The following is a 25,561-nucleotide window of genomic DNA, read 5'->3' on the forward strand; positions in this document are numbered from 1 at the left end:
GCCGCCGCTATTCGCTATCCGGCAGTGTGACATTCAGCTCCAGCACCTCGCAGTCGCCCTCGCGATCCACCTCGATGCGCACCGCGTCGTCCTCGACCTCAACGTAGCGGCGGATCACCTGCAGGATTTCCTGCTGGAGGGCCGGTAGGTAATCCGGCCCGCCGCGGTTGCCCCGCTCCCGGGCCACAATCACCTGCAGGCGCTCCTTTGCGACTGAGGCGCTGCGTTTTTTCTCCGAGCGGAAATAATCCAGGAACGCCATTGTGCTAGCCCTTGAACAGCCGGCCGAACAGGCCCTTTTTCTCGGTCAGGAAACGATGATCGCGCGCCTCACCCAGATAGCGCGCGACAATGTCAGCGTAAGCCTGTCCGGCGTCCGTTTTCTCTTCCATGATCACCGGCACACCGGCATTCGAAGCGTTCAGCACCGCGGTGGACTCGGGGATCACCCCCAGCAGATCGATGGACAGGATCTCACAGATATCCTCGATACTGAGCATCTCCCCCCGACCGACGCGCGATGCGGCATAGCGGGTGACCACCAGATGTTCCTTGACGGGCTCATCCCCCTGCTCCGCACGGCGGGTCTTGCTCGACAGAAGCCCCAGCACACGGTCGGAATCACGGACCGATGACACCTCCGGATTGGTGACCACAAGCGCATCATCGGCGAAGTACATAGCCAGATGGGCGCCCCGCTCAATGCCTGCGGGAGAGTCGCAGATCACGTAATCGTGGGTACTGGCGAGTGTCTCGAGGACTGACTGGACCCCCTCGAAGGTCAGTGCGTCCTTGTCGCGGGTCTGGGAGGCCGGGAGAATCTCCAGCCCATCAACACGCTTGTCGCGGATCAGGGCCTGATTGAGATTGGCCTCACCATTGATCACATTCACGAAATCGTAAACGACCCGCCGCTCGCAGCCCATGATGAGATCGAGATTGCGGAGGCCGACGTCGAAATCGACGACGACCGTCCTGTAGCCCGCCCGAGCAAGTCCCGCCCCGAATGCAGCACTGGTGGTCGTCTTGCCAACGCCCCCCTTGCCGGATGTCACAACCACGATTCGCGCCACATTCACCTCCCGATTATCAGAGCGCGTTGAGTTCCAGCTCGCCGTCACGCAGCCAGGCCATCGCCGGTGCGTCACGGAGCTTGGCATTGATCTGATCACTCAGCCGATATTGCCCGGCGACCGCGACCAGTTCAGCCTGCAACGACCGGCAGAAGATACGCGCATTGACATCACCCTGCACACCCGCCAATGCGCGCCCACGCAGCGTATCGTAGACGTGGATGTGTCCGTCGGCCATGAGCTCGGCGCCGGCGCTGACCGGCGCGGTGACGATCAGATCGCCGCCGCGGGCATAGACCTGCTGGCCGGAGCGGACCGGCTGGGTCACCAATCGCGCCGCACCGGTGCTCTGAGGGGCCGGCCTGTCCTGGCGCTCAGCGGCCGTTGCCTGCGTCGTCTCCGCGCGCGGTTCATCCAGATTGGGAATGACTCCCAGACCTGCCGATGCCGCCGTCTGCGCCGATAGCCCAGCGACCGCCACGGGCAGCAGCCGCCGTTCGCGGAGCCCGGCCGCGAGTGTGGTCAGGGCTTCGGTGTCGATCGTGATCCCATCGGCGGGCACCAGCACCAGCGGCATTCCATCGAAGAAATCCGGCGCCTGCGCCAGTCGTGCATCGAGCTGCTGGAGCAGTACCTGCGGGTCCGGTGTCAGCACCCGCAGTACCGTCAGCGTCGTCATGCGGCCCTTGAGCTCAAAGGCCGCACCGGATCGCTCGGTCACTGCCATCAGTCGAGCAACCGATTCATACGCCGGACGAAACCGGCCGGATCCTCCAGACGACCACCGTCCATGAGCATTGACTGCTCGAGGAGCAGGGCCGCCCACTCATCGATCGGCGCGGACTCATCCGTGGCGAGACGCTGGATGATGGGATGCTGTGGATTGAGCTCGAGCACCGGCTTTTGCTGCGGGAGCTCGTGGCCGGCGGCCTTGAGCATGCGCTGCATGTTCAGTCCGAACTCATGCTCGCCGACGACGATGCAGGCCGGCGAGTCGGTCAGCCGACTGCTGGCACGGACCGCTGACACCCGGTCTCCCAGGGCGTCACCGACACGACCGATGAGCGCCTCGACCGATTCACTCGTCTCGGGCGGTTCGGTCGTCCCGTCATCCGCGCCGCCGAGATCATCGATCTCAAGATCACCCTTCGCCACGCTCTGCAGCGGAGTCGCATCGAATTCGTTGAGGTGCGCGACCAGCCATTCATCCACCGGCTCCGCGAGCAGAAGCACCTCGATGTTGCGCTGTCGGAAAACCTCCAGGTGCGGACTGTTGCGGACTGCCGCAAGGCTCTCGCCAGTGAGATAGTAGATCGCCTTCTGACCCTCGTGCATGCGGCTGATGTAGTCGGCAAGACCGACATTCGAACCCCCATCGCCATGCGTCGAGTGAAAGCGCAGCAGGCCCGCGACCTTCTCGGCGTTGCCGGGATCTTCCACCGGCCCTTCCTTGAGCACGGTCCCGAATGCCTCCCAGAAACGCGCGTAGCGCTCGGGGTCATCGCGTGCCATGCGCTCAAGGGTGTCCAGCACGCGCTTCACCGAGGCGCCCCGGATACGATCAATCAGCTTGTTATGCTGAAGCAGCTCCCGGGAGACGTTGAGCGGCAGATCATCCGAATCGACCAATCCGCGGACGAAACGCAGATAGCGGGGCAGCAGACGGCTGTCCTTATCCTCCATGATGAAAACGCGGCGCACATACAGCCGCAGGCCCTGGCTGGCATCTGGCTCAAACAGATCGAAGGGTCGCTGCGCCGGGATGAACAGTAGCGAGGTGTAGGACTGGTTGCCCTCAACCTTGTTATGAATCCACTCCAGCGGCGGCTCCGGATCATAGCTGAGCTGCTGATAGAACTGGCGGTACGCCTCATCGGTAATCTCGGACTTCGGCCGCATCCATAGCGCCGAGGCCTGATTGACCGTCTCCGCCTCGCCCTGCTCGTCCTCGAGCTCAATCGGCAAGGCGATATGGTCGGAATAACGACGCACGATCTGACGGAGACGGTTGCGATCGAGGAACTCGTCCTGCCCCTCGGCCAGATGCAGGGTCACAGCCGTACCCCGTGCCTCACGCGGGAGCGCCTCGAGGCTGAATGCGCCCTTGCCATCGGAGCGCCAGAGCACGCCCTGATCCGCGCCCTCGCCGGCGCGCCGGGTATGGACGGTCACCTCGTCCGCGACGATGAACGCGGAGTAGAACCCGACACCGAACTGGCCGATGAGCTGGGCATCCTGTTTCTGGTCACCGGTCATTGCATCGAGGAAGCGCCGAGTTCCGGAACGCGCGATGGTACCGAGGTTGTCGATGACATCCTCCCGGTTCATACCAATGCCGTTATCACTGATCGTGATGGTCCGCCCCTCGGTATCGACTGCGATCGATACCCGCGGATCCGGATCTGCCTCGAGCAGCCCCTTATCCTGCAACGCCTCGAAGCGGAGCCGATCGGCGGCATCCGCGGCGTTGGAGACAAGCTCCCTGAGGAAAATCTCTCGATTGCTGTAGAGCGAGTGGATCATGAGGTCCAGCAGCTGCCGGACCTCGGCCTGGAATTCGTGGGTTTCCGCGGCTTTTTCTTGGTTACTCATTCCTGCTTCCGTTTCATCCCAAGTTCCGCCGCGATCTGGGGGCGGACACCCCCGTTTTCAATAGCGCTCAGAAGGCTTCACTGGGATTGACCCGCCCATGACGGCCGATCTCCGGTATTTCCCGCGCAGGAATGTGCTCACCCGTCACCATCTGCTTATAGCCCATCCCCGGCCCCACCATCGGATAGACCGATGCGTCCGGATCGACGCCGACCTCGAGGAAGGCGGGACCATCGAATCGAATGAATGCCTCAAGCGTCGCCGCCATCTCGGCAGGATCGGAGACGCTGCGGGCAAATTCGAAGCCATCGGCCTCCGCGGCCTTGATAAAGTTCTTGCGGTGCAGGGATTTATCACTACCGGAGAAACGATCACCGAAGTAGAGCTTCTGCCACTGCCGAACCATGCCGTCGCCGGCGTTATTGAGCAGCAGGATCTTCACCGGCAGTCCGTAGGTGGTCACGGTCTCCATCTCACCGAGATTCATACGCAGGCTGCCATCGCCGTCGATATCGATGACCAGCTCGTTCGGATTGGCGAACTGCGCACCGATCGCCGCCGGCAGACCAAAGCCCATGGTGCCCATCGATCCTGATGTCATCCACAGCCGCGGCCGACGGAAGTCCAGATACTGCGCCGCCCACATCTGATGCTGACCGACACCGGTGCTGACAATCGCATCGCCCCCGGTGAGCTTGTTCAGTGCCCGCATCACCGCCTGCGGCTGGATGAAGTCGCCATCCTGCTTGAAGTCCATCGGATGGCGTTCCCGCAGCGTCCGGCAATGCTCACCCCAGTCCTCATAATCGGCGCTGAAGCCCATGCTTCGTCCCTGCTCGAGGAGCTCTTGGAGCGTACTGCCCGCCTCGCCGATATGCGACCAGGTCACCTTCTTGACCTTGCCGATCTCGGCGGCATCGATATCGATATGGGCGATATTCTCGGCGTTCGGCGCAAACAACTCTGCCTTCGCAGCGACGCGGTCATCGAACCGCGACCCCACCGCAATGATGAAATCACAGTCTTCCACCGCGTAATTGGCGTAGGCCGTTCCGTGCATGCCAAGCATGTGCAGATGCAGATCGTCAGTGGAATCAATCGCTCCCAGCCCCATGACCGTGCTGACGCTGGGGATGCCGTACTCACGCGCAAAGGCCGTCAGCGCCGCGCTTCCCTCGCCATGGATCGCGCCGCCTCCGACATAGAACAGCGGCCGGCGCGACTGCTCAAGCATCTCGAAGAATCGCCGCGCCTTGCCCTCAGGCAGCGATGTCTGGCGCAGCGACTCCATCCGCTGGCGGTAGCCACGGATCCCCAGCAGACCTTCGCCCTTGAACTCGCCGACCCAGTTCTGGACGTCTTTCGGCAGATCCACGACCACCGGCCCCGGCCGGCCTGAACGCGCTACCTCAAACGCCGTGCGAATGGTTTCCTCGAGCTGTTCCGGGCGTGTCACCAGAAAGACATGCTTCGCGCAGTTGCCCATGATGTTGACGATGGGCGCCTCCTGGAAGGCATCAGTTCCCATGGCGGCCCGCGCCACCTGGCCGGTGATCAGCACGACGGGAACCGAGTCGGCCATACAGTCGCGGATTGGTGTCACGGTATTGGTCGCCCCCGGACCCGAGGTCACCAGAAAGCAGCCGACCCGGCCGGTGCTGCGGGCGTAACCAGCCGCCATGAAGCCGGCGCCCTGCTCGTTGGCCGGTACCACCAGCTGCATCGGATCCGTCACTGTCGCGGTGCGCTCCCGCTCGTTATAGCGGAAAATCGCATCGTAGGTTGGCAGGATCGCGCCGCCGCTATACCCGAAGACGGTATCAACCCCCTCCTGCGCCATCACTTCGACGACCATTTCGGCGCCACTCATCGCCTCGCCAGCGCGAGGATGGCCGGACTTATGCCGGGGAGCGTGGTCGGTGTGATCGGCATCGAGATAAGGGGCCGGTTCATTCATGGTGATATCCTGAAATCAGTAACTTAGACAATCGACTATACCGAGGCGTCGTACACGGAGACAAGCCTCAATCATTCCCATCACGCGGCTCAAAGCGCAGCGAGACCGAATTGATGCAATAACGCAGCCCGGTTGGCTGGGGACCATCCGGAAAGACATGACCGAGGTGGGCCTGGCATTGCGGACAGTGCACCTCGGTGCGACGCATTCCCATACTCTGATCACTCTCGGTGGCGACCGCGTTGTCATCCGCCGGCGACCAGAAACTCGGCCAGCCTGTGCCCGAGTCGAATTTCTGCTGACTGTCGAACAATGGTTTGCCGCAGCAGATGCAGCGGAAAACGCCATCAGCCTTTAGATCATTGTACTCACCACTGAAGGGTGGTTCCGTACCGCCCTCGCGGGCGACCCGATACTGAGCCGGGGTCAGCTTATCGCGCCAGTCGATCGCGCCTGGATCAGTCGAATCGTTCATGGGCATGGGCTCCTGTGGAATTTCCCCTACAATATCGCGCCAGATCCTCAATGAGCGAATCCATGAGCGACACCCGATCCGACAGCGAAATCATCCTCATCAACATCTCGGGTAGCGATCGACCGGGGGTGACCGCCGCACTGATGGGAATACTGACCGACTACCAGGTGCGGGTGCTGGATATCAGTCAGGCAATGGTCCACGAGAATCTCGCGCTCGCCATCCTCATCAAGCTCTCCGGGGATACGGCCACCGCTCCTGTTCTCAAGGACCTGCTCTACGAGGCGCACAAGCTCGAGCTGCGGGTGCGTTTCCAGCCGGTGCCAGCGGCCGAGTATCAGCAGTGGGTTCGGGGTGAGGGCCAGCCGGCCTATGTCCTGACACTGCTCGGCCGCCGCGTCACCGCCGGGCAGATCGCGCGCATCGCGACGGTAACCACGGGGCATGGTCTCAACATCGAGGATATCGTCCGCCTTTCCGCCCGAAGCCCGCTCCACGACGATCGTGACGAGAGCCGCGCCTGCCTGGAGCTCAGCCTGCGGGGGGAGCCCGATGATGCCGACGCGATGAAGGCGGAATTCCTGTCCATTTCGCGCGAAATGGATATCGATATTTCCTTCCAGGAAGACAATTTCTATCGGCGCAATCGACGCCTGGTGGTCTTCGACATGGACTCGACGCTGATCCACGAGGAAGTCATCGACGAGCTCGCCCACGAGGCCGGCGTGGGCGCGCAGGTGGCCGAGGTCACGGCCGCGGCCATGCGTGGCGAGATCGACTTCCGCGAGAGCCTCACTCAGCGGGTCGCCTGGCTGAAGGGGCTGGATGAGGGCGTGCTTGAGCGGGTGGCCGAGCGGCTGACACTGACCGAGGGTGCGGAACGGCTCCTGAAAACGCTGCAGATGCTTGGCTACCGGACCGCGGTCATCTCCGGTGGATTCGAGTTCTTCGGTCACCATCTGCAGGCCCGATTGAACCTCGACACGGTCTATGCCAATCAGCTGGAGATCGTCGACGGGGCACTCACCGGTCAGGTGGCCGGTCGCATTGTCGACGGCGAGCGCAAGGCGGAACTCCTCAAGCGATTGGCGAGCGAGATGGAAATCGATCTCGCACAGGTCATCGCGGTGGGCGATGGCGCCAATGATCTCCCGATGCTGCGCACTGCCGGCCTTGGCATCGCCTTCCATGCCAAGCCGCTGGTGCAGAAGAACGCTCGCCAGGCCATCTCAACGATTGGCCTGGATAGCGTTCTCTATCTAATGGGCATGAACGACGCCGAGAACCCACACTGATCCATGGGCCGACGACACGCCAGGGTCAGGACGCGGTGCGGCTCTTGGAGCGCACCTTCTCCTTGATCCGGGCCGCCTTGCCGCGGCGCTCGCGCAGGAAGTAGAGCTTGGCCCGACGGACATCACCCCGGCGCTTCACCTTCATACTCTCGATGAGCGGGCTGTGAAGCTGGAAGACACGCTCGACACCCTCACCATGCGACACCTTGCGCAGCGTGAACGACGAATTGAGGCCGCGGTTGCGCATGGCGATCACCACCCCCTCGAAGGGCTGGGTGCGCTCGCGGTTGCCCTCGCGGACCCAGACGTTGACGAGGACCGTGTCGCCTGTGTTGATGTCATCGAGCGAGCGGCCGGTTTTCTCGACCTGCTCGCGCTCCAGTTCTCCGATGATGTTGGTCATGCCTGCATCCCCTTGTCTTTAATTCAAATGCCCCGCCCGATAATCGTCGAGCAGTGCCTGTTCACTGTCGCTGAGCCCGCGCCTTTCAATCAGGTCAGGGCGTTTTGCCCGCGTCCGCCCAAGCGCCTGTTGCAAACGCCAGCGCGCCACTGCCTGGTGATCGCCGCTAAGCAATACCGTGGGCACCTGCAGCCCACCGATCGTCTCCGGGCGCGTGTAATGCGGACAGTCGAGCAACCCATCCGCAAACGCATCCTGCGACGCCGATTCGGCGTGACCCAGTACGCCCGGCACCAGTCGCGCCACGGCATCGATAACGATCATCGCCGGCAGCTCGCCGCCGCTGACCACATAATCGCCGATGGACAGCGTTGCATCGACCTCGAGCTCGATGAGCCGCTCATCGACGCCCTCATAGCGCCCGCAGAGCAGAATCACTCGCCCGAGATGACTCAACCCCGTGACTCGAGCCCCATCCAACACGTCACCGTCCGGCGACAGGTAGATGACCGGCGCCGGACCGCCCGCCTCACGCGCGGCCCGGATGGCCGCCTGAAGCGGCTCGACTTTCATGACCATCCCCGGGCCACCCCCGTAGGGCCGGTCGTCGACCGTTCCATGCCGATCGGTGCTGAAATCACGCGGATTCCATGTCACCAGCTCAACCAACCCCTGATCGATGGCCCGACCGACAACGCCGTGCGCGGTCATGGACGTCACCATCTCCGGGAATAACGTGATCACATCGAACCGCATTCCCGGTCAGAACTCCGGATCCCAGTCTACCCGCAGACGGCCGGATTCGAGATCAACCGACTGCACGTGGACACCGGGTGTATAGGGAATCAACCGCTCCCGCTCACCGCGGACCACCAGCACATCGTTCGCACCCGTCTCAATCAGGCCGGCCACCGCGCCCAGGGGCGTTCCATCCAGTGTTTCGACCGAAAGCCCCTGAAGCTCGAACCAGTAAAACGATTCCGGTTCCGGCTCAGGCATGGACGATCGGGCCACAAGAATGCGGCTGCCGACCAGCGCCTGCGCTGTATCCCGGTCGGTCACACCTTCGAGGCGCGCGACAAGATTCTTGCCTCGCCACCCCCCGGCAACCAGTCCCCGCTCATGAGACGTGCCGCCGATCTCGAGCGTCCAGACCGGATAATCCAATATGTTCTCTCGTGGCCGCGTCCAGGAATGCAACTTCAGCTCTCCGCTGACACCCCTGACGCCGGCGATCTCTCCCATGAGTATATGGGCGTCGGCGGACGTACTGTCCGCCTGTGCCGTCGCCTGCTCAGGCGCTCTCGACACCCTCGGCGGCTCCACGGCGTGCCTGACGGATCAGCCGCTGCGCCCGCTCGGACGGCTGCGCACCCTGCGCGAGCCAATGCTCGGCACGCTCAAGATCCATCCGGTAGGGCACCTCCTGCCCCCGGGCGACCGGATTCAGGAAACCCAGCCGCTCGATGAAACTGCCATCACGGCCGTTCCGGCTGTCCGTGACGACAATGTGGTAGAAGGGGCGCTTTTTAGCGCCGGCGCGCGCCAGACGAATCGTAACCATATTACTTCCCAGTCAGTTCTGGTGATTATTAAACCGAGTAGTTTACCTAGGTGTTCAGCGCCCGCCAAGTCCCGGCGGCAGACCGCCGCCTGGCGGCATTCCACCACCGGGTGGCATGCCATTGCCACCACCCATCTGGCGCATCATTTTCTTCATGCCGCCGTTCTTGAACTGTTTCATCATCTTCTGCATCTGCTTGTGCTGCTTGAGCAAGCGGTTGATGTCCTGGACCTGTAACCCGGAACCGCGGGCGATACGGCGCTTGCGCGAGCCATTAATGACATCGGGGCGGTGCCGCTCGCCGGGTGTCATGGCACTGATGATCGCGATCTGGCGCCGGACCTGACCGTCGTCCATCTGCTGAGTCGCCTGCTCGCTGAGCTGGCCCATGCCCGGGAGTTTATCCATGACGCCTCCCATGCCCCCCATCTGGGTGACCTGCTGGAGCTGATCACGCATGTCTTCGAGGTCGAACCCCTTGCCCTTCTTGAGCTTGCCGGCCATGCGCTCCGCCTGCTGACGGTCGACCTTGCGCTCGACCTCCTCAACCAGCGAGAGCACATCGCCCATACCCAGGATACGGGAGGCCATGCGATCGGGATGGAACGGCTCGAGGGCGTCGGTTTTCTCGCCGATACCCAGGAACTTGATTGGTTTGCCGGTGATCTCGCGGATCGAGAGCGCGGCACCGCCGCGGGCGTCACCATCGGCCTTGGTCAGAATGACACCAGTCAATGGCAGGGCCTCGTCGAAGGCCCGTGCGGTATTGGCGGCATCCTGGCCGGTCATGCTGTCAACGACGAAGAGGGTCTCAACCGGCGCCACCGCCTCGTGAACCCGGCCCGCCTCATCCATCATGTCACCGTCGACATGCAGCCGGCCGGCGGTATCCACGAGCAGGACGTCGTAATAACCCGTCCGGGCCTGATCATGGGCAGCCTTGACCGTTGCCACCGGGTCGGCCCTGGCGTCGGTATGGTGGAAATCGATCCCCACCTCTTCGCTGAGGCGCTGTAACTGGTCAATGGCGGCTGGACGATATACGTCGACCGAGACCGCCAGGACCTTTTTCTTTTCCCGCTCCCGTAGCAGACGCCCAAGCTTGGCGATGCTGGTGGTCTTGCCCGAGCCCTGCAGCCCGGCGACCATCACCACAGCGGGTGGGCGGGTATTCAGGTTGAGCGCATCGTTCTGCTCACCCATCACCTGCACGAGCTGATCGTGCACGATCTTCACGAATGCCTGTCCCGGGGACAGGCTCTTGGTTACCTCGGCACCCAATGCCCGCTCGCGGACATTGGCGACGAAGGTCTTGACGACGGGCAGGGCCACATCCGCTTCCAGCAGCGCCATCCGGACCTCGCGCAGCGTCTCCTGGATATTGTCCTCGGTCAGTCGGCCCTTGCCCTTGAGGCGCTTGCCAATCGCTTCGAGGCGATCACTCAGATTATCGAACATGTTGGTTGGAACCCCCAGCGGCACCTATCTTCAATGGGAATGATTGTATCAGCGCATCCCGGTTCACCGCGCGCCCATGGTCGAAGCGGCGGTTTTTGTGTGCGATGATCCTAATGCTCGTAACGGCAGTAATCGGCGCGTAGATGATCCTTACCCTGACGACCTGGACCGCAGTGGCGTTCTATGCGCTCGCGTTGGCAGCCCTACTGGCGGCGCTGCGTGGGCGGCTAGCCACCCAGCGGGCTGAGCCGCTCGCCCTCGGGCTCGCGGCGGTAGCGGCGCTGAGCCATGGAATCCATCTGTGGCTGGGATTGTGGACGCCCGCGGGCATTGATCTGTCGCTGTTCAATGCCGCCTCCCTGCTCGGCTGGCTCATGGCGGTGATGCTGATCATCGCCGCGGTCCGCCAGCCGCTCCACAGCCTCGGACTGATCGTCTATCCATTCGCGGCGCTGACGCTGATGCTCGCAGAGGCGCTTGGCGTCCCCACCGCCAGCATGGTGCCGGTGGGGGAATCCGTTGATGTGCATGTGATCGCATCGGTGATCGCGTATGCCATTCTCGGACTCGCCAGCGCCCAGGCGCTGCTTCTTGCATGGCAGGAAAGCGCCCTGCGGCGACGCCGGGCAGGGCCCATAGTGGGGTTCCTCCCGCCGCTACAGGGCATGGAGTCACTCCTCTTCCAGCTCGTCGCGAGTGGCTTTGTCATGCTGTCGGTTGCACTCGTCAGCGGCTGGCTTTTCGTCGACAACCTGTTCGCACAGGATCTCGTACACAAGACCGTCATCTCGATGACCGGGTGGCTGGTGTTTGCAGGACTGCTGATCGGCCGCAGCGCCGCCGGATGGCGGGGGCGCACGGCGATCCGCTGGACGCTTTGGGGCTTTGCGCTGCTGGCAGTCGCTTATTTCGGCAGTAAAATCGTGCTTGAGTTGATCCTCGGCCGGGCAGCTTAAACAACCTTGGACGCTATTCCCCTCCCCTTCCTGTTCGCGATACTGGGCGTACTCATCGTCCTCTCCGGTGCGTTTTCGAGTTCGGAAACGGCACTGATGACCCTCAACCGCTACCGACTGCGCCATCTCTCCCGCAAGGGCCATCGGGGCGCTCAGCGTGCGGAGCGGCTGCTGGCACGTCCGGATCGGCTGATCGGCATCATTCTTCTGGGCAACAACTTCGTCAATATCGCCGCCTCGTCGATCGCGACACTCATCGCCCTGCGGCTGGGCGGAGAGGGAACACTCGCAGCGGCGACCGGCCTCCTCACCCTGACGATCCTGATCTTCGCGGAAGTCGCACCGAAAACACTGGCGGCGCTACGCCCGGAGCGGGTGGCCTTCCCGGCAGCGTTCATCCTCGGACCGTTGCTGAGGGTTCTCTACCCGCTGGTCTGGTTGACCAATATGGTCGCCAACACCCTGTTGCGCCTGCTGGGCGTCAATCCGACCGAGGGCGGTCAGACGGCCCTCAGTCGTGAAGAGCTACGCACCGTGGTCAACGAGACCGGGGCGATGATCCCGCGCCGTCACCAGCGGATGCTCCTGGGCATCCTCGACCTTGACCAGGCCACGGTCGACGACATCATGGTGCCGCGTAACGAGGTCGTCGGCATTGACCTGAGCGATGACTGGACGCGGATCACCGAACAGATCGCGAGCTCTGAGTACACGCGGCTGCCGGTCTTCGAGAGCGGAGTGGATACGATTCGGGGCGTCCTTCACGTCCGTCGGGTGCTCACCGCCATGCTCGACGGTGCCCTTACCCGGGAGCGTCTCCTTGAGCATGTGCGCGATCCGTACTTTGTCCCCGAGGGCACACCACTGCACCAGCAGATGCTGAATTTCCAGTCCGAGCGTCGCCGGATCGGCCTGATCGTGGATGAATACGGCGAGTTTCACGGGCTGGTCACCCTTGAAGACATCCTCGAAGAGATCGTGGGTGAATTCACCACCGATCCCGCCGAAGCGATCCGCGATATCCACCGTCAGTCCGACGGCAGCTATCTGGCCGCCGGCAGCGCCAGTGTGCGGGAGCTCAAGCGCCTGCTGGGCTGGGAGCTGCCTCCCGAGGGACCGAAGACCCTGAATGGGCTCATCCTCGAGCACCTCGAGACCATCCCTGAGCCGGGCATCAGCCTGCTCATCGACGGGCATCCGGTGACCGTCCTCCAGGCGGAGGAGAACCGGGTGAAAGTGGCGAGGCTGGAGCGACGCGTCTATCCGCGGGCGAGGCCCGCGGAAATGGACAACTGAGCGCCCGGAAAGGGATCAACCCCTTTCGCGGCGCCAGAGAGTGCCATCGGGCTTGTCCTCAAGGACAACCCCCTCGGCCAGCAGCGCATCGCGGATCGCATCGGCCCGCGCAAAGTCCCGTGCCGCTCGGGCAGCCGCGCGTTCCGCGATCCTCTCCTCGATACGCTCGGCGCTGGTCTCGTCCATCACCGCGCCGCCCTGGAGGTAGTCCGCCGGGGCCTGATTGAGCAGCCCGAGGACGCGGCCAAGTTCATGCAGCGTCGCACCAAGCCCGTCTGCCTTATCGCTGTCGTCGGCCTCGCGGGCCCGGTTGATCGACCGCGCCAGATCAAACAGCACCGACAGCGCCAGCGGCGTGTTGAAGTCATCATCCATCGCCGACCGGAACCGGTCCCGAAAGGCCTGGCTGTCGGCATGCTCCGAGTGCGCGCCAGGCAGTCCCCGCAACGCGGTGTAGAGACGTTCCATGCCGCTACGCGCCTGCAGCAGGGCGTCGGCGGTGTAGTTCAGCGGGCTGCGGTAATGGCTCGAGAGCAGGAACTGACGCACCGTTTCGGCATCGTGCCGCGCCAGTACGTCGCGCACTGTCGTGAAATTGCCGAGCGACTTGGCCATCTTTTCGTCATCGATCCGTACGTGACCATTGTGCATCCAGTAATTGACGAAGTGCTCCCCGGTCGCAGCCTCTGACTGCGCGATCTCGTTTTCATGATGCGGGAATTTCAGGTCAATACCGCCGCCGTGAATATCGAACTGATTGCCAAGGCAGTGCGTCGACATCGCCGAGCACTCGATATGCCACCCGGGGCGTCCCTGCCCCCAGGGCGAATCCCAGCTCGGCTCGTCGGGCCGGGCGGCTTTCCAGAGTGCGAAGTCGGCCGGATCCTGTTTCTGCTCTCCCGCATCGACACGCGCCCCGGCGCGCAAATCCTCGAGCCGCTTTCCGGAAAGGCGGCCATAGTCGGGGAAACGGCCCACCGCATAATACACATCACCCATCGACTGATAGGCATAGCCGCGCTCGATCAGGCGCTCGATCATAGCGATGATCTGCTCGATATGGTCCGTCGCGCAGGGCTCCTGGTCAGGGCGCTCGCAGCCCAGCGCGTCCGCATCCTCGTGCATCGCATTGATAAAGCGGGGTGTCAGTGCATCGATCGACTCGCCCAGCGCGGCGGCCCGCGCGATGATCTTATCGTCGATATCGGTGATGTTGCGGATGTAGTGAACGTCATAGCCGCTGTAGCGCAGATAACGCACGACCATGTCGAAGACCACCATCGCACGGGCATGACCGAGATGGCAGTAGTCATAGACCGTCATGCCGCAGACATAGAGATTGACCCGCGGTGGATCAATGGGCACGAAAGCAGACTTATGCCCGCTCAGACTGTCATGGATCTCAAGCATCCGAACCGGCTCCCGCGGCGGCAGCCGCCGCCCGCTGTAAACGCATCCGACGGACCGCCGCCGGCATGAGGTGAATGATGGCGCCCAGTGCCGGCCCATGGTCGAGCCCGGTCAGCACCTGGCGCAGCGGCTTCATGAGCGCCCCGCCGCGTCGCCCGGTCGCCGCCTCGAGTCGGGCGCGAAGCGGTTTCCAGTCATGCGTATCCGCCGACTCGAGTTCGGTCATGATGGTCTTGAAAAACGCCGGCCCCAATTCGATCGCCCGCGCCACAGCGGCATCCGTCATGACGTCCTGATCGTCAAAAAGCCGCACCGCCCAGTCATTGAGCTCGCGGGCCGTCTGCAGGTTCGGCTGCACCAGAGCGATGAACGCCGGAATCTGGTCGTCGGGAATACAGCGGGTCTGCAGCGCCGGCCGCAGCGTCTCAAACGGCGCCTGAGCCATGGCCAGTGACTGCCAGTACTGGAGTTGACGCTCGTCGAAGCGCGCGGGCCGGCGACTCAGGCGGGTCACATCGAAGCCCTCGGCCAATTGATCCAACGTCTGCAACGCCTCGTCGGGCGCCGGGTTGCCGAGGCGGGCCAGGTAGTTGCAGATCGCCTCCGGCCGGACCCCACGACCACGCAGGTCATCAATACCCGGGGCGCTCCGTCGTTTCGACAGCGGTGCGTCCTGCTCGTCCACCACCAGCGAGAGATGCCCATAGGCGGGTGCGTTGAGTCCGAGATGCGCGAGGAGCACGAGCTGGCGGGGTGTATTGGAGAGATGATCCTCACCGCGGAGCACGTGGGTAATCCCCATCAGCGCGTCATCCAGTGCATTGGCGAACAGAAACGCCGGACTGCCATCGGCTCGCTGAATGACCGGATCATCCAGATCCGCGGCGGGGAACGACTGCTCACCGCGCACCTGATCAGTGAACTCGATCGCCCCATCCATCGGCATGCGCAGGCGCAGCACGGCTGGTTCGCCGGCCGCCACCCGATCCGCCGCCCGCCGCGGGTCGATGCCGGCGCAGCATCCGTCGTAACGCGGCGGCTCGCCGGCACGCTGCTGGCGATCACGCAGCGCCGCCAGACGCTCGACAGAGCAGAAGCAGTAATAGGCCGAATCGGCGGCGCGCAGTCGCTCCGCCGCATCCGCATAGAGGGCTGTCCGGCGTGATTGCTGCCAGTCGGCAGGCGCATCCACCCCCGGACCGGCATCCCACGTCAGCCCAAGCCATCGCAGGTCGGACTGCAGTGCCTCAGTCGCGGTCGATTCGCTGCGCGCGGCATCGCTATCCTCGACCCGCAGCATAAAAACGCCCCGGTGGTGCCGCGCCAGCAGCCGGTTGAAAAGCGCCGTGCGCAGATTGCCGATATGCAGCCGACCCGACGGGCTGGGTGCGAAACGTGTGCGGACGACCTGTTCATTCATCCACGCAATGGTAATGGAACCACGACTTGCATGCAGCCGCCGCCGGCGTCATCTTTGGTGCGATGAAGCCATTGGTCTTTGAGAGCTCCCCGTCGCCCGTCCTGTTCATCGCCGACCTGCACCTGGACCCCAGCCGTCCGGCCGCCACGCGGGCCTTTCTCCGGTTCCTCGACACCGACGCGTCGAGCGCCACGGCGCTGTTCATCCTTGGTGATCTCTTCGAGGCCTGGATCGGTGATGATGCGCGGCCTGCCGATGACCCCGTGGCGCCAGCGCTGGCGGCGCTCAGCGCCCGAGGCGTACCGATCTATCTCATGCATGGCAATCGCGACTTCCTGATCGGCGATGATTTCTGCCATGCCGCACAGGCCACGCTGCTGACCGAGCCGACGCGGGTGACTATCGACAACGAGCCGGTGCTGCTCGAGCACGGCGATGCGCTCTGCACTGATGACAGCGCCTATCAGGCCTTCCGCGAGCAGGTCCGCAATCGCGACTGGCAAGCGACATTCCTCGCCCAGCCCATCGCCAAGCGCATCGAACAGGCCCGGACTATCCGCCAGCGCAGTGGCGAGGCGATGGCGGGGAAGACGGCGCGGATCATGGACGCCAATGCCGATGCCATTGATCAGCGAATGCGGGACTGGGACGTGCAGCATCTGATCCACGGGCACACCCATCGCCCCGCGCTCCATCAGCTGACCATCAACGGTCAGCCGGGGACCCGCACGGTACTCGGTGATTGGTTCGAGCAGGGTAGCGTCCTGCGCATCGATCACGGCGTCTCAACGCTGGAAACGCTGCGCCTCGAGCGCTAGCCGCTCCGCCGCCGCAGCACGGACCGTCGGGTCGGTGTCGTGGTGACGAATCTCGTCGAGCAGACGCGGCTCGTGAATGCGGCCGATCGCGACGCGACGCAGTAATGGCTCCCGGGCGCTACGTGCGACATGGGCGATGATCTGGGTATCCGGACAGGCCTCCAGTGCGGCCCGGCGATAGTCGAGATCGAGCGTGTCGCCGCCCGCCAACAGCTGGCGATAGCGCACGCGGGCCGCCTCACGGACCGACTCATCGGGATCGCCCTCGAGGACCGATCGAAGGATCACGAGATCATGCAGCCGCCCCACGGCCGTGGACCGGACCCGGCTGTCCGGATCGGCCGTAACGACGCGGCGCAGCGCATTGTGACCGACCGCGCCGGCATTGATCGCCGCACGACGCACAGCCGGCGCGGTGTCATGAATATCGGGCCGCGGACGTCGGTGAAACCACATGCCCTCAGTCTAAAACAGAACACCCCGCACGCGGCGGGGTGTGAATCGATCGGTTCAACCGATCAGGCTGTGGTCGCAGCCGCCTTTATAACTCGCCGGTGAGCCAGTAGTCGACCTGATCCGGGTTGTCGTCGATGAAGCGGGTAATCGCCTCTTCGTACGAACCCTCGCGGGCCTCGAACATGTAGCTCTGGAGCTTATCGAGCGAGAGATACATCCGCGAGAGCACCTGGGAGATCTGCGGATAATCGGCGTCAAAGCCCTCACGGGCGAGGACGTGAACGCGCTCCGGCCCGCCGAGCACACCATCCGGATCTTCCAGATAGCGCAGATCATAAGCACCGAACTTCCAGTGCGGGCTCCAGCCAGTGACCACAACCCACTCGTCGCGGTTCGTGGCCCGATCCAGCGCGGCGGTCATACCGGCACCGCTCGAGGTCTGGAGCGTGTAATCATCCAGACCGTACGCTTCAATCGCCGTCTCGGAGAGTTGAGTCAGGCCGGCTCCCGGATCGATGCCAGTGATCGTCCCGTCAAGCTTGTCCTGAACGGAATCCTTGCTGAGATCGCTCAGCGAGCTCAACTCGTCCTCGGGGATGTAGTCCGGCACGACCCAACCCAGACGCGCGCCGTTGTAGAGCACGCCGAGGTTCTCGACGCCAGTGGCGACGTTCTCGTAGTAGTCCTCATGGGTCGCCGGCAGCCACGCCATCATCATGGCGTCGATATCGCCGGTCTCAATGCCCTGATACTGCGGGGCAATATCGGTCTGAACCAGCTCAACCGAATGATCGGTATTCTCGTTGATGAGCCGGGACGCCAGTTTCGTCACAAACTCCGCATCGGACCAGGCGGTCCAGCCGATCTCGATGGTATCGTCCTGGGCCTGAACACCGCTTGCCAGGGCCATCCCCAGCGCTCCCGTCATCAAGAGTCGCGTTGATTGCCTCAACATCGGGTCTTCTCCTTTCTTCCATTGCATCGAAAACATCAATCCTTGCCGCGACGCAGGCCGAAGCTCTGCGTCAGTCGATCCAGCAGGATTGCGAGAATGACTACGCCCAGTCCGCCCTCGAAGCCGAGGCCGACATCCAGCCGCTGAATGCCTGTCAGGACGGTATTGCCCAGACCACCGGCTCCGATCATCGATGCGATCACGACCATGGAGAGGGCGAGCATGATGGTCTGGTTGACGCCCGCCATGATGGAGGGCATCGCCAATGGGACCTGGACCTTGTAGAGCAGCTGGCGGCGGGTACACCCGAACGCCAGCCCGGCTTCGACGTTCTCCTGACTGACCTGGCGGATGCCCAGGTTTGTCAGGCGGACCGCCGGGGGCATCGCGAAAATCACCGTGGCAATGGTGCCAGGGACCTTACCCAGCCCGAAGAAGATCGCCGCCGGAATGAGATAGACGAAGGGCGGCATGGTCTGCATGAAGTCGAGGATCGGCCGTACCACCATGGCCACCGAATCCCGACGGGCCATGGTGATCCCCAACGGCAGCCCGGCCGCCAGCGCGATCAGACTGGCACCGATCACCAGCGCCAGCGTCTGCATCGTCTCTTCCCAGAGGCCGATACCGATCACCAGGAACAGCGCCAGCGCGGCGAAGACACCGAAGCGCCAGCCGACCCGATTCCATGCCAGCGCGACCAGCAGCGGGCCGAGCACATAGTCCGGCAGGAACAGCAGCGTACTCTCGAGGCCATCGGCAACGAATCCAACGCCGGTGGCAAAGCCGTCGAGCGGGCCAGCCAGAGTGGAGCGGACCCATTCAACGCCCGACTCCACCCACGGCCCGACTGGGATATCGATCATTTCCCGCAGATCAGACGCCATTATTCTTCTCCTGAGCGATCGAGTGTCTTGAGCACAGCGGTACGACTGACGCTCCCTACATAGCGACCGTCGGTGTCGATCACCGGGAGGGGGTAGCCCGTCCGTGCCGATTGGGTCACCACATCATTGAGTGGTGTATCCGCCGCCATCGACTCCACCGACTCCAGGAATGCCGACTGGAAGCTGCCCCCGCTATCGCCATCCATCGCCTGTTTGAGCGAATCCGCGGTGACGGTCCCCTGGTAGCGCTGATCGGTATCAAGGACCACGCCGAGCTCGCGGTTGTTGGCATGCAGCCGCTCGAGCGCGGCATGGAGGCTCGTACCCGGCCGGTCGAACACCATCACCTGACGCCGATCGGCGAGATCGCCGGCCGAGAACACGCGGGTCACATCCACACCGTAGAAAAACGAGCGGACGTATTCGTTGGCGGGCTGCGTGACGATCTCCTCGGGCGTGCCGACCTGCACGACCCGCCCGCCCTGCATGATCGCGATACGATCACCGATGCGCATGGCCTCATCGAGGTCATGGGAGATGAAGATGATCGTGCGCCGGTTCTCGCGTTGCAGCTGGACGAGCTCATCCTGCATCTCGGTCCGGATCAGGGGGTCGAGGGCCGAGAAGGCTTCGTCCATGAGCATGATGGAGGGATCGGCCGCGAGCGCCCGGGCGAGCCCGACGCGCTGCTGCATGCCGCCGGAGAGCTCATCGGGATAGCTGTTCGCATTGGGCTTGAGACCGACCTGCTCGAGCGCCTGCAGTGCCCGCTCCTCGCGCGCCTCACGCTCCGTGCCCGCGACTTCGAGACCGAAGGCGGCATTCTGCAGCACGGTTTTGTGGGGCATGAGCGCGAATGACTGGAAAACCATGCTCATCTCATGCCGACGCAGATCGATGAGCTCGTTCCGCGGCATGGCGGTCACATCACGGCCGTCGATCAGCACGTGTCCGGCGGTGGCGTCGATCAGACGGTTGAACATCCGCACGATGGTCGACTTGCCCGAACCGGACAGTCCCATGATCACAAAGATCTCACCCTCTTCGATGTCGAAGGAGGCCCGCTGGACGCCAACGGTATTACCGGTCTTCTCAAAGATCGCATCCTTCTCGTGACCCTGTTCGAGCAGCCGCATCCCTTCGTCGGGATTGGGCCCGAAGACCTTGTAGAGGTTGTCGATGGAGATTTTCGTGCTCATCGTTGGGTCGCCTTCTGGCAACCGCGCGACGGCCCTGAACCGGGACGGATGAGCGATGCGGACGGGGCATCAGAGAAGGAATACTGGCTGTTCAGTTGGCTTTTCATACCGCTCCGCAATGGCTTCATTGATGGGGACGGTACGTAACGGCGACCGCTGAATCAACCGGGGGCGGTCTCCGGCAATCGCGATCGTAGGCGCATCAGACCGGTTTCAGGCGCGACAGCCCCTGATCGAGATCGGTCTGGATGTCGGCGAGATCCTCCAGCCCGACGGAGACGCGGACCAGCCCCTCACGGATACCCATCGCCTCGCGCTGGTCGACCGGTACGCGCCCATGGGTCGTGCTGGCCGGATGGGTGATCGTCGTGCGGACATCGCCCAGATTCGCCGTAATGGAGAGCATGGTCGTACGGTCGATGACCTCCCACGCCGCCGCGCGCCCTCCCTCGACCTCGAATGAGACGATACCGCCGAAGGCGTTCTGCTGACGCGCCGCAAGGGCATGTTGGGGATGATCCGCCAGCCCGCTGTAGAAGACCTGGCTCACCGCCGGATGCGACCGCAGCCACTCCGCCAGTGCCGCCGCCTGATCACTGTGGGCTCGCATGCGCAGGTTGAGCGTTTCCAGTCCCTTGAGGAAGACCCAGGCGTTGAACGGGCTCATCGTCGGACCCGCCGTTCGCAGGAACGGGAATATGAACCGATCGAGGGTGTCCGCGTCCCCCACCAGCGCACCGCCCACGCAGCGGCCCTGACCGTCCAGATACTTGGTCGCCGAGTGCGAGACGATATCAGCCCCCCACTCCAGCGGACGCTGCAGTGCAGAGGTACAGAAGCAGTTATCCACCACGAGGCGCGCGTCATGGGAATGGGCAAGGTCTGCCAGCGCCCGCATATCCGCCACCTCGGTCAGCGGGTTCGAGGGCGTTTCCAGGAAGAGCAGTTTCGTCTCCGGCCGCATTGCCGCTGCCCAGGCCCCGACATCCGTGGGTGGGACAAAATCGGTACTGACACCAAAGCGTGAGAGCTGATTGGCGAACAGTGATGCAGTCGTCCCGAAGACGCCGAGCGAACAGATCACATGATCACCCGCCCGCAACAGCCCCATGCAGAGGCTGAGAATCGCCGACATGCCCGAGGCCGTGCCTATCGCCCGTTCACCCCCCTCCATCGCGGCCAGGCGGGTCTCGAAGGCCCGCACCGTGGGATTGGTGAAGCGGGAGTAGATATTGCCGGATTCCTCACCACTGAACCGTGCCGCGGCCTCAGCAGCGCTATGGAACGTAAAGCTGGAGGTGGGAAAAATCGCCTCCGAGTGCTCCTGCTCGGGCGTGCGTTCCCAGCCGGCCCTCAGCCCCTTTGTATCGTCTCCCCAGGTCACGAGCGCACCAGCCCCAGCTCGTTGACGGCCGTGCTCTCATGGCCGACCTGCCGCGCCGCCTCGCCGCGTTCCGCCTCGAGCTGGAGCAGGTAGTCGACGCTGATATCGCCGGTGACGTACTGACCGTCAAAGCAGGAGCAGTCGAACGCGTCCAGTTCGCTGTTGCCCTCCCGGACCGCGCTCATCAAATCATCCAGGTCCTGGTAGATCATCCCGTCGGCGCCGATCGTCCGACGGATTTCCTCTACCGAGCGATCGTGGGCAAGCAACTCGTGGGCAGCCGGCATATCAATGCCGTAGACATTCGGATAGCGCACCGGCGGTGCCGCGGAGGCGAAAAACACCTTATTGGCACCCGCATCACGCGCCATCTCAATGATCTGCTCGGAGGTGGTACCGCGCACGATGGAGTCATCGAGCAGCAACACGTTTTTGCCACGGAATTCGAGCTCGATGGGGTTGAGCTTCTGGCGGACCGACTTCTCTCGTACCGCCTGCCCCGGCATGATGAAGGTCCGGCCGATATAGCGATTCTTGATGAAGCCCTCGCGGTAGCGGAGGTTGAGGTCGTTGGCCAGATCCAGCGCACTGGTCCGGCTGGTATCCGGAATCGGGATGACAACATCGATATGATGGTGCGCCCATTCGCGCTTGATCTTGCGGGCGAGCATCCGCCCCATCCGCAGGCGCGATTTGTAGACCGACACATCGTCGAGCATCGAGTCCGGCCGGGAGAGATAGACATACTCGAAGATGCAGGGTGTGAGCTGGGTCTCCGATGCGCACTGACGGGTATGCAGGTTGCCTTCCAGATCAATGAACACCGCCTCGCCAGGGGCGACATCACGGATCAGTCGAAAGCCAAGCACATTCAGCGCCACGCTCTCCGAGGCGATCATGTATTCGGTCCCTGATTCGGTCTCGCGGCTGCCGAAACACAGCGGCCGGATGCCGTTACGATCGCGGAATCCGAGCACGCCATAGCCATTGATCATCGCCACTGCGGCGTAGCCGCCGTGACAGCGCTCATGAATGCCGCTCACGGCATTGAAGATATCCGACTCGTTGACGCGCAGCTTGCCGAGCTCAGCGAGCTTGTGCGCAAAGACATTGAGGAGGATTTCGGAATCCGACGTGGTATTGATATGGCGGAGGTCTTCGAGGAAAAGATCGCGCTTGATCGCCTCGGCGTTGGTCAGATTGCCATTATGCGCAATGCTGATGCCGTAGGGCGAGTTCACATAGAACGGCTGGGCCTCGGCGGCGCTGGCACAGCCGGCGGTTGGATAGCGGCAGTGACCAATGCCCATATTGCCCTGCAGCTGCATCATGTCCTGGGCACTGAACACATCACGGACCAGGCCATTGTCCTTACGCAGATGCAGCCTGCCGCGATTGAACGTCATGATCCCCGCGGCATCCTGGCCGCGATGCTGGAGGACCGTCAGGCCGTCATAAAGGGCCTGATTGACCGGATGCCGGGCCACCATGCCGATTACGCCACACATAGATTCAGCTCCCGCTCTCGCTATTCTGCTCGGAATTGATCTGACAGTAGGCCTCCCAGTAGGCGAAGGCCGCCGCGCTGTTCACGGGTGCCCGGGCCACGCCGGGTACCTGCTGTGCCTTGTCCAGCCAGCTCCCGACCCGGGCATGACAGACCCATGGCCGATAGCTCTGGGCAATGACCGACTCCTGCCACCAGGTCTCGCCGGGAATCGCTGTCAGGCCCGCGCCCAGTACCACCGCCCCGGTCAGCAGCAACCCCCGCAGCGCGCCAAACACCACCCCCAGCAGTCGGTCGGTGCCAGTCAGTCCGGTCCGTCCCACCAACACTCGCGCGACGTAACTGATGAGCGCGCCGACCAGCAGGGTGAGAATGAACAGACCGGCGAAACCGGCGACCAGCTGCAGCATGGAGGACGCCAGCCACGGCGAGAGGTAGTCGCCCACCTGCGCACTGTACCGGGCGCCGATCCAGAATGCCGCCACCCAGATCAGCACGGATATGACCTCGCGGACGAAGCCGCGGATGACGCCGATGAGCACCGACAGGGCGATGACGCTGATAAACGCAAGGTCGAGCCAGTTCAACGGTGTCATGATTCCTCATTATAGCAGTCGATCCTTCACGGCTCGACGATAAATCCCGGCAGGCCAAAGCCATCGGCCAGTCGCTGCGCCATCCGTTCCGCTGCCGCCCGACCGTCCAGTGGCCCGACCTGGACCCGGTAGGGTAGCCGGTCCTCGCGATCGTCTTCGGCGATGCGGACGTCCAGATCATTATCCGTCAGGCGGTTGGCGAGCCGTCGGGCATTTTCGAGACTGCCAAACGCACCCACCTGGACATAGACATCAGCGCCGGTATCGGGACGCACGGGCGCTGGTGCCGGATCGGGGACCGCCCCGTCCCCGCCCAGTGCGGGCTGGTCGGCCAGCGACTGGCCGGGCTGGGACGATTCAACCGCGGAATCCTCGGGCAGCGCCGGCGCCGCCTCAAGCGTTGGCTCAGCCGGCATATCCAGCTGAATATCGACACGGGTACGCTCCACCGGACCGCTCAGCAGCATGGGCAGGAAAATGACACCGAGGGCGACGAGCACGACCGCCCCGACCAACCGTTGTTTGACCCGCTGCTCCAACTGGCTGCTCCGCGTTATCCGACCCGTTCAGTCTCGGCTGCTGCCGCGGTCGTTGCAAGGAACGATACCGGCCCGCATGAATGCCTCGACCACACGGAATGATCCGGCGGCGACCGACAGATCCTGTGCGGCGGCGCGCGCCTCCAGTATCGCCCGGGCCGATGACGCGTCGCCCTGCCCGATGACCACCTGCCCCGCTTCGCCCAGTGCCTGCTCGATGGCATCGGCCGAAAAACTCTGCGGATCATCAAGCGCCAGCGCGAACCACTCATCGACAACCGGGGCCAGCCGGACGATGAGGGCTGACAGCGGTTTTCGGGCCATCAGACCGAACGCGACCCGGACGCGCCCCCGGTCGCGGACAGCCTCGAGCCGCCGCGCGAGCAGATCGATAGCGGCCGGATTATGGCCGACATCGAGCAACCAGCCACCACCACCGCCCGGCGCCCAGCTCTGACGACCGATGACATGGGCATTGGCGAGCCCCGTCGCGATGCTCGTTGAATCGAGTGCGAGTGCTGGCATGGCATCGGTCACGGCCGCTACCGCCCCCGCTGCGTTGGCAAGCGCGTCGTCGGCCATCCAGTGAGGACGCGGCAGATGGTCGTAACGGCGATCGTGGCTCCACCATGACCAGTCCGTGGTGCTGGTCTGATAGTGATAGTGCTCACCCAGCTGGTGGAGCGGCGCGGGCAGTGCCGACGCCGTTTCGGCGACTCGCGACGGCGGATCCGGGTCGGCGCAGACAATCGGCCGGTCCGGCCGGGCAATCCCCAGCTTTTCCGTCGCGATCGCCTCCCGCGTGTCGCCCAGCCACTCCATATGATCGAGGTCGATGGCGGTCACGATCGCCAGATCGGCATCCAGGCAATTGGTGGCGTCGAGCCGACCGCCCAATCCAACTTCGAGGATCCAGGGGCTCGCCCCCGCCGCCCGGAAGCACCAGACAGCGGCGAGTGTAGCGAACTCGAAATAGGTCAGCGTGATCTCGCCCCGGGCTCGATCAATCGCTCGAAATGCATCAAGGATGGCCGCATCATCCACCGGCTGGCCATCAATCCGTATCCGTTCGTTGTAGCGGAGCAGATGCGGCGAGGTGAAGGCACCGGGGTGATGACCGCCGGCCCGGAACATCGATTCGAGGCAGGCCACGGTGCTGCCCTTGCCGTTCGTGCCTGCCACGGTAATGAGCGGCGCCTGCTCCGGGGGCAGGCTGAGCCGTCGGGCGACGCGGCCGATGCGGCCCAGCCCCAGCTCGATCTCGCGCGGATGCAGACCCTCCAGCCAGGCCAGCCAGCCGTCGAGTGTTGTATCCGCCACT

The 25,561-nt window shown here is 63.6% G+C and carries 26 protein-coding genes; 4 read left to right on the forward strand and 22 right to left on the reverse strand.

Annotated elements, in window-relative coordinates; translation table 11 throughout:
• Window positions 1-7: 7 nt before the first annotated feature.
• The 6 genes from minE to msrB form a co-directional block, all read right to left on the reverse strand.
• Complete coding sequence (gene minE / locus SPICUR_RS07000) at window positions 8-262, reverse strand: cell division topological specificity factor MinE (RefSeq protein ID WP_023367486.1); 255 nt, start codon at window positions 260-262, stop codon at window positions 8-10.
• 4 nt (window positions 263-266) lie between these two features.
• Entirely contained in the window at window positions 267-1,073 is an 807-nt protein-coding gene (gene minD, locus SPICUR_RS07005; protein ID WP_041382429.1) for a septum site-determining protein MinD, read from the reverse strand.
• Between the two features lie 16 nt (window positions 1,074-1,089).
• Window positions 1,090-1,800 carry a septum site-determining protein MinC gene (gene minC, locus SPICUR_RS07010; protein ID WP_023367490.1) on the reverse strand — a complete coding sequence of 237 codons (711 nt, stop codon included), beginning with the start codon at window positions 1,798-1,800 and terminating at the stop codon, window positions 1,090-1,092.
• Window positions 1,800-3,665, reverse strand: a complete 1,866-nt coding sequence (gene htpG, locus SPICUR_RS07015; RefSeq protein WP_023367492.1) for a molecular chaperone HtpG — start codon at window positions 3,663-3,665, stop codon at window positions 1,800-1,802. The genes minC and htpG overlap by 1 nt, the downstream gene beginning before the upstream one ends.
• 67 nt (window positions 3,666-3,732) lie before the next feature.
• A complete protein-coding gene (gene ilvB / locus SPICUR_RS07020) occupies window positions 3,733-5,622 on the reverse strand; it encodes a biosynthetic-type acetolactate synthase large subunit (RefSeq protein WP_023367494.1) in 1,890 nt (629 codons plus the stop codon).
• Between the two features lie 67 nt (window positions 5,623-5,689).
• A complete protein-coding gene (msrB, locus tag SPICUR_RS07025) occupies window positions 5,690-6,097 on the reverse strand; it encodes a peptide-methionine (R)-S-oxide reductase MsrB (RefSeq protein ID WP_023367496.1) in 408 nt (135 codons plus the stop codon).
• Window positions 6,098-6,159: 62 nt separating this feature from the next.
• Between msrB and serB the strand changes: the two genes are divergently transcribed.
• A complete protein-coding gene (serB, locus tag SPICUR_RS07030) occupies window positions 6,160-7,392 on the forward strand; it encodes a phosphoserine phosphatase SerB (RefSeq protein ID WP_023367498.1) in 1,233 nt (410 codons plus the stop codon).
• A 25-nt stretch (window positions 7,393-7,417) separates the two neighbouring features.
• Here the strand turns inward: serB and rplS are convergent, their stop codons facing one another.
• Genes rplS through ffh form a run of 5 tightly spaced genes read right to left on the reverse strand, consistent with a single transcriptional unit; the run spans window position 7,418 to window position 10,817 of the window.
• The gene (gene rplS, locus SPICUR_RS07035; protein WP_023367500.1) at window positions 7,418-7,795 is read right to left on the reverse strand and encodes a 50S ribosomal protein L19; all 378 of its coding nucleotides are present in this window, start codon (window positions 7,793-7,795) and stop codon (window positions 7,418-7,420) included.
• A gap of 18 nt (window positions 7,796-7,813) precedes the next feature.
• Complete coding sequence (gene trmD, locus SPICUR_RS07040) at window positions 7,814-8,551, reverse strand: tRNA (guanosine(37)-N1)-methyltransferase TrmD (protein ID WP_023367502.1); 738 nt, start codon at window positions 8,549-8,551, stop codon at window positions 7,814-7,816.
• A 6-nt stretch (window positions 8,552-8,557) separates the two neighbouring features.
• Window positions 8,558-9,040 carry a ribosome maturation factor RimM gene (rimM, locus tag SPICUR_RS07045; RefSeq protein WP_041382431.1) on the reverse strand — a complete coding sequence of 161 codons (483 nt, stop codon included), beginning with the start codon at window positions 9,038-9,040 and terminating at the stop codon, window positions 8,558-8,560.
• Between the two features lie 49 nt (window positions 9,041-9,089).
• On the reverse strand, window positions 9,090-9,359 hold the full coding sequence (gene rpsP, locus SPICUR_RS07050) for a 30S ribosomal protein S16 (protein ID WP_023367506.1): 270 nt from the start codon (window positions 9,357-9,359) through the stop codon (window positions 9,090-9,092).
• A gap of 54 nt (window positions 9,360-9,413) precedes the next feature.
• On the reverse strand, window positions 9,414-10,817 hold the full coding sequence (gene ffh / locus SPICUR_RS07055; protein ID WP_023367508.1) for a signal recognition particle protein: 1,404 nt from the start codon (window positions 10,815-10,817) through the stop codon (window positions 9,414-9,416).
• A gap of 143 nt (window positions 10,818-10,960) precedes the next feature.
• On the opposite strand from ffh, the gene SPICUR_RS07060 reads away from it, so the two are divergent.
• On the forward strand, window positions 10,961-11,773 hold the full coding sequence (locus SPICUR_RS07060; protein WP_023367510.1) for a cytochrome C assembly family protein: 813 nt from the start codon (window positions 10,961-10,963) through the stop codon (window positions 11,771-11,773).
• A gap of 6 nt (window positions 11,774-11,779) precedes the next feature.
• Window positions 11,780-13,069 carry an HlyC/CorC family transporter gene (locus SPICUR_RS07065; RefSeq protein ID WP_023367512.1) on the forward strand — a complete coding sequence of 430 codons (1,290 nt, stop codon included), beginning with the start codon at window positions 11,780-11,782 and terminating at the stop codon, window positions 13,067-13,069.
• A 15-nt stretch (window positions 13,070-13,084) separates the two neighbouring features.
• Here the strand turns inward: SPICUR_RS07065 and cysS are convergent, their stop codons facing one another.
• Window positions 13,085-14,479 carry a cysteine--tRNA ligase gene (gene cysS, locus SPICUR_RS07070; protein WP_023367514.1) on the reverse strand — a complete coding sequence of 465 codons (1,395 nt, stop codon included), beginning with the start codon at window positions 14,477-14,479 and terminating at the stop codon, window positions 13,085-13,087.
• Complete coding sequence (gene gltX / locus SPICUR_RS07075) at window positions 14,472-15,899, reverse strand: glutamate--tRNA ligase (RefSeq protein WP_023367516.1); 1,428 nt, start codon at window positions 15,897-15,899, stop codon at window positions 14,472-14,474. Before gltX ends, cysS begins: the two co-directional genes overlap by 8 nt.
• A gap of 26 nt (window positions 15,900-15,925) precedes the next feature.
• Between gltX and SPICUR_RS07080 the strand changes: the two genes are divergently transcribed.
• Window positions 15,926-16,717, forward strand: a complete 792-nt coding sequence (locus tag SPICUR_RS07080; protein ID WP_023367518.1) for a UDP-2,3-diacylglucosamine diphosphatase — start codon at window positions 15,926-15,928, stop codon at window positions 16,715-16,717.
• On the opposite strand, the gene SPICUR_RS07085 is transcribed toward SPICUR_RS07080, so the two are convergent.
• From SPICUR_RS07085 to SPICUR_RS07125, 9 genes are all read right to left on the reverse strand, one after another.
• Complete coding sequence (locus SPICUR_RS07085; protein ID WP_023367520.1) at window positions 16,685-17,173, reverse strand: hypothetical protein; 489 nt, start codon at window positions 17,171-17,173, stop codon at window positions 16,685-16,687. The genes SPICUR_RS07080 and SPICUR_RS07085 overlap by 33 nt on opposite strands.
• Before the next feature lie 85 nt (window positions 17,174-17,258).
• On the reverse strand, window positions 17,259-18,128 hold the full coding sequence (locus SPICUR_RS07090) for a glycine betaine ABC transporter substrate-binding protein (RefSeq protein ID WP_041381788.1): 870 nt from the start codon (window positions 18,126-18,128) through the stop codon (window positions 17,259-17,261).
• A 35-nt stretch (window positions 18,129-18,163) separates the two neighbouring features.
• Window positions 18,164-19,003: an ABC transporter permease gene (locus SPICUR_RS07095; protein ID WP_148291363.1), complete on the reverse strand. Its 840-nt coding sequence runs from the start codon at window positions 19,001-19,003 to the stop codon at window positions 18,164-18,166.
• Window positions 19,004-19,014: 11 nt separating this feature from the next.
• Entirely contained in the window at window positions 19,015-20,214 is a 1,200-nt protein-coding gene (gene proV / locus SPICUR_RS07100) for a glycine betaine/L-proline ABC transporter ATP-binding protein ProV (protein ID WP_023367526.1), read from the reverse strand.
• 202 nt (window positions 20,215-20,416) lie between these two features.
• On the reverse strand, window positions 20,417-21,598 hold the full coding sequence (locus tag SPICUR_RS07105; RefSeq protein WP_023367528.1) for an O-succinylhomoserine sulfhydrylase: 1,182 nt from the start codon (window positions 21,596-21,598) through the stop codon (window positions 20,417-20,419).
• Window positions 21,595-23,106, reverse strand: a complete 1,512-nt coding sequence (purF, locus tag SPICUR_RS07110; protein WP_041381790.1) for an amidophosphoribosyltransferase — start codon at window positions 23,104-23,106, stop codon at window positions 21,595-21,597. Before purF ends, SPICUR_RS07105 begins: the two co-directional genes overlap by 4 nt.
• A gap of 4 nt (window positions 23,107-23,110) precedes the next feature.
• Window positions 23,111-23,701, reverse strand: coding sequence for a CvpA family protein (locus tag SPICUR_RS07115; protein ID WP_023367532.1), 591 nt, complete (start codon window positions 23,699-23,701; stop codon window positions 23,111-23,113).
• 26 nt (window positions 23,702-23,727) lie between these two features.
• Entirely contained in the window at window positions 23,728-24,240 is a 513-nt protein-coding gene (locus tag SPICUR_RS09580) for an SPOR domain-containing protein (RefSeq protein WP_023367534.1), read from the reverse strand.
• A 27-nt stretch (window positions 24,241-24,267) separates the two neighbouring features.
• Window positions 24,268-25,560, reverse strand: coding sequence for a bifunctional folylpolyglutamate synthase/dihydrofolate synthase (locus tag SPICUR_RS07125; RefSeq protein ID WP_023367536.1), 1,293 nt, complete (start codon window positions 25,558-25,560; stop codon window positions 24,268-24,270).
• Between the last annotated feature and the right edge of the window lies 1 nt (window position 25,561).

The organism is Spiribacter curvatus (assembly GCF_000485905.1).
GTDB lineage: Bacteria > Pseudomonadota > Gammaproteobacteria > Nitrococcales > Nitrococcaceae > Spiribacter > Spiribacter curvatus.

Excerpts from the sequence above, each read along its gene's own strand:
- minE (WP_023367486.1), bottom strand. The coding sequence starts at position 262 with ATGGCGTTCCTGGATTATTTCCGCTCGGAGAAAAAACGCAGCGCCTCA.
- minC (WP_023367490.1), bottom strand. The coding sequence starts at position 1,800 with ATGGCAGTGACCGAGCGATCCGGTGCGGCCTTTGAGCTCAAGGGCCGC.
- htpG (WP_023367492.1), bottom strand. The coding sequence starts at position 3,665 with ATGAGTAACCAAGAAAAAGCCGCGGAAACCCACGAATTCCAGGCCGAG.
- ilvB (WP_023367494.1), bottom strand. The coding sequence starts at position 5,622 with ATGAATGAACCGGCCCCTTATCTCGATGCCGATCACACCGACCACGCT.
- msrB (WP_023367496.1), bottom strand. The coding sequence starts at position 6,097 with ATGAACGATTCGACTGATCCAGGCGCGATCGACTGGCGCGATAAGCTG.
- serB (WP_023367498.1), top strand. The coding sequence starts at position 6,160 with ATGAGCGACACCCGATCCGACAGCGAAATCATCCTCATCAACATCTCG.
- rplS (WP_023367500.1), bottom strand. The coding sequence starts at position 7,795 with ATGACCAACATCATCGGAGAACTGGAGCGCGAGCAGGTCGAGAAAACC.
- trmD (WP_023367502.1), bottom strand. The coding sequence starts at position 8,551 with ATGCGGTTCGATGTGATCACGTTATTCCCGGAGATGGTGACGTCCATG.
- rimM (WP_041382431.1), bottom strand. The coding sequence starts at position 9,040 with ATGGGAGAGATCGCCGGCGTCAGGGGTGTCAGCGGAGAGCTGAAGTTG.
- rpsP (WP_023367506.1), bottom strand. The coding sequence starts at position 9,359 with ATGGTTACGATTCGTCTGGCGCGCGCCGGCGCTAAAAAGCGCCCCTTC.
- ffh (WP_023367508.1), bottom strand. The coding sequence starts at position 10,817 with ATGTTCGATAATCTGAGTGATCGCCTCGAAGCGATTGGCAAGCGCCTC.
- SPICUR_RS07060 (WP_023367510.1), top strand. The coding sequence starts at position 10,961 with ATGATCCTTACCCTGACGACCTGGACCGCAGTGGCGTTCTATGCGCTC.
- cysS (WP_023367514.1), bottom strand. The coding sequence starts at position 14,479 with ATGCTTGAGATCCATGACAGTCTGAGCGGGCATAAGTCTGCTTTCGTG.
- gltX (WP_023367516.1), bottom strand. The coding sequence starts at position 15,899 with ATGAATGAACAGGTCGTCCGCACACGTTTCGCACCCAGCCCGTCGGGT.
- SPICUR_RS07085 (WP_023367520.1), bottom strand. The coding sequence starts at position 17,173 with ATGTGGTTTCACCGACGTCCGCGGCCCGATATTCATGACACCGCGCCG.
- SPICUR_RS07090 (WP_041381788.1), bottom strand. The coding sequence starts at position 18,128 with ATGTTGAGGCAATCAACGCGACTCTTGATGACGGGAGCGCTGGGGATG.
- proV (WP_023367526.1), bottom strand. The coding sequence starts at position 20,214 with ATGAGCACGAAAATCTCCATCGACAACCTCTACAAGGTCTTCGGGCCC.
- purF (WP_041381790.1), bottom strand. The coding sequence starts at position 23,106 with ATGTGTGGCGTAATCGGCATGGTGGCCCGGCATCCGGTCAATCAGGCC.
- SPICUR_RS07115 (WP_023367532.1), bottom strand. The coding sequence starts at position 23,701 with ATGACACCGTTGAACTGGCTCGACCTTGCGTTTATCAGCGTCATCGCC.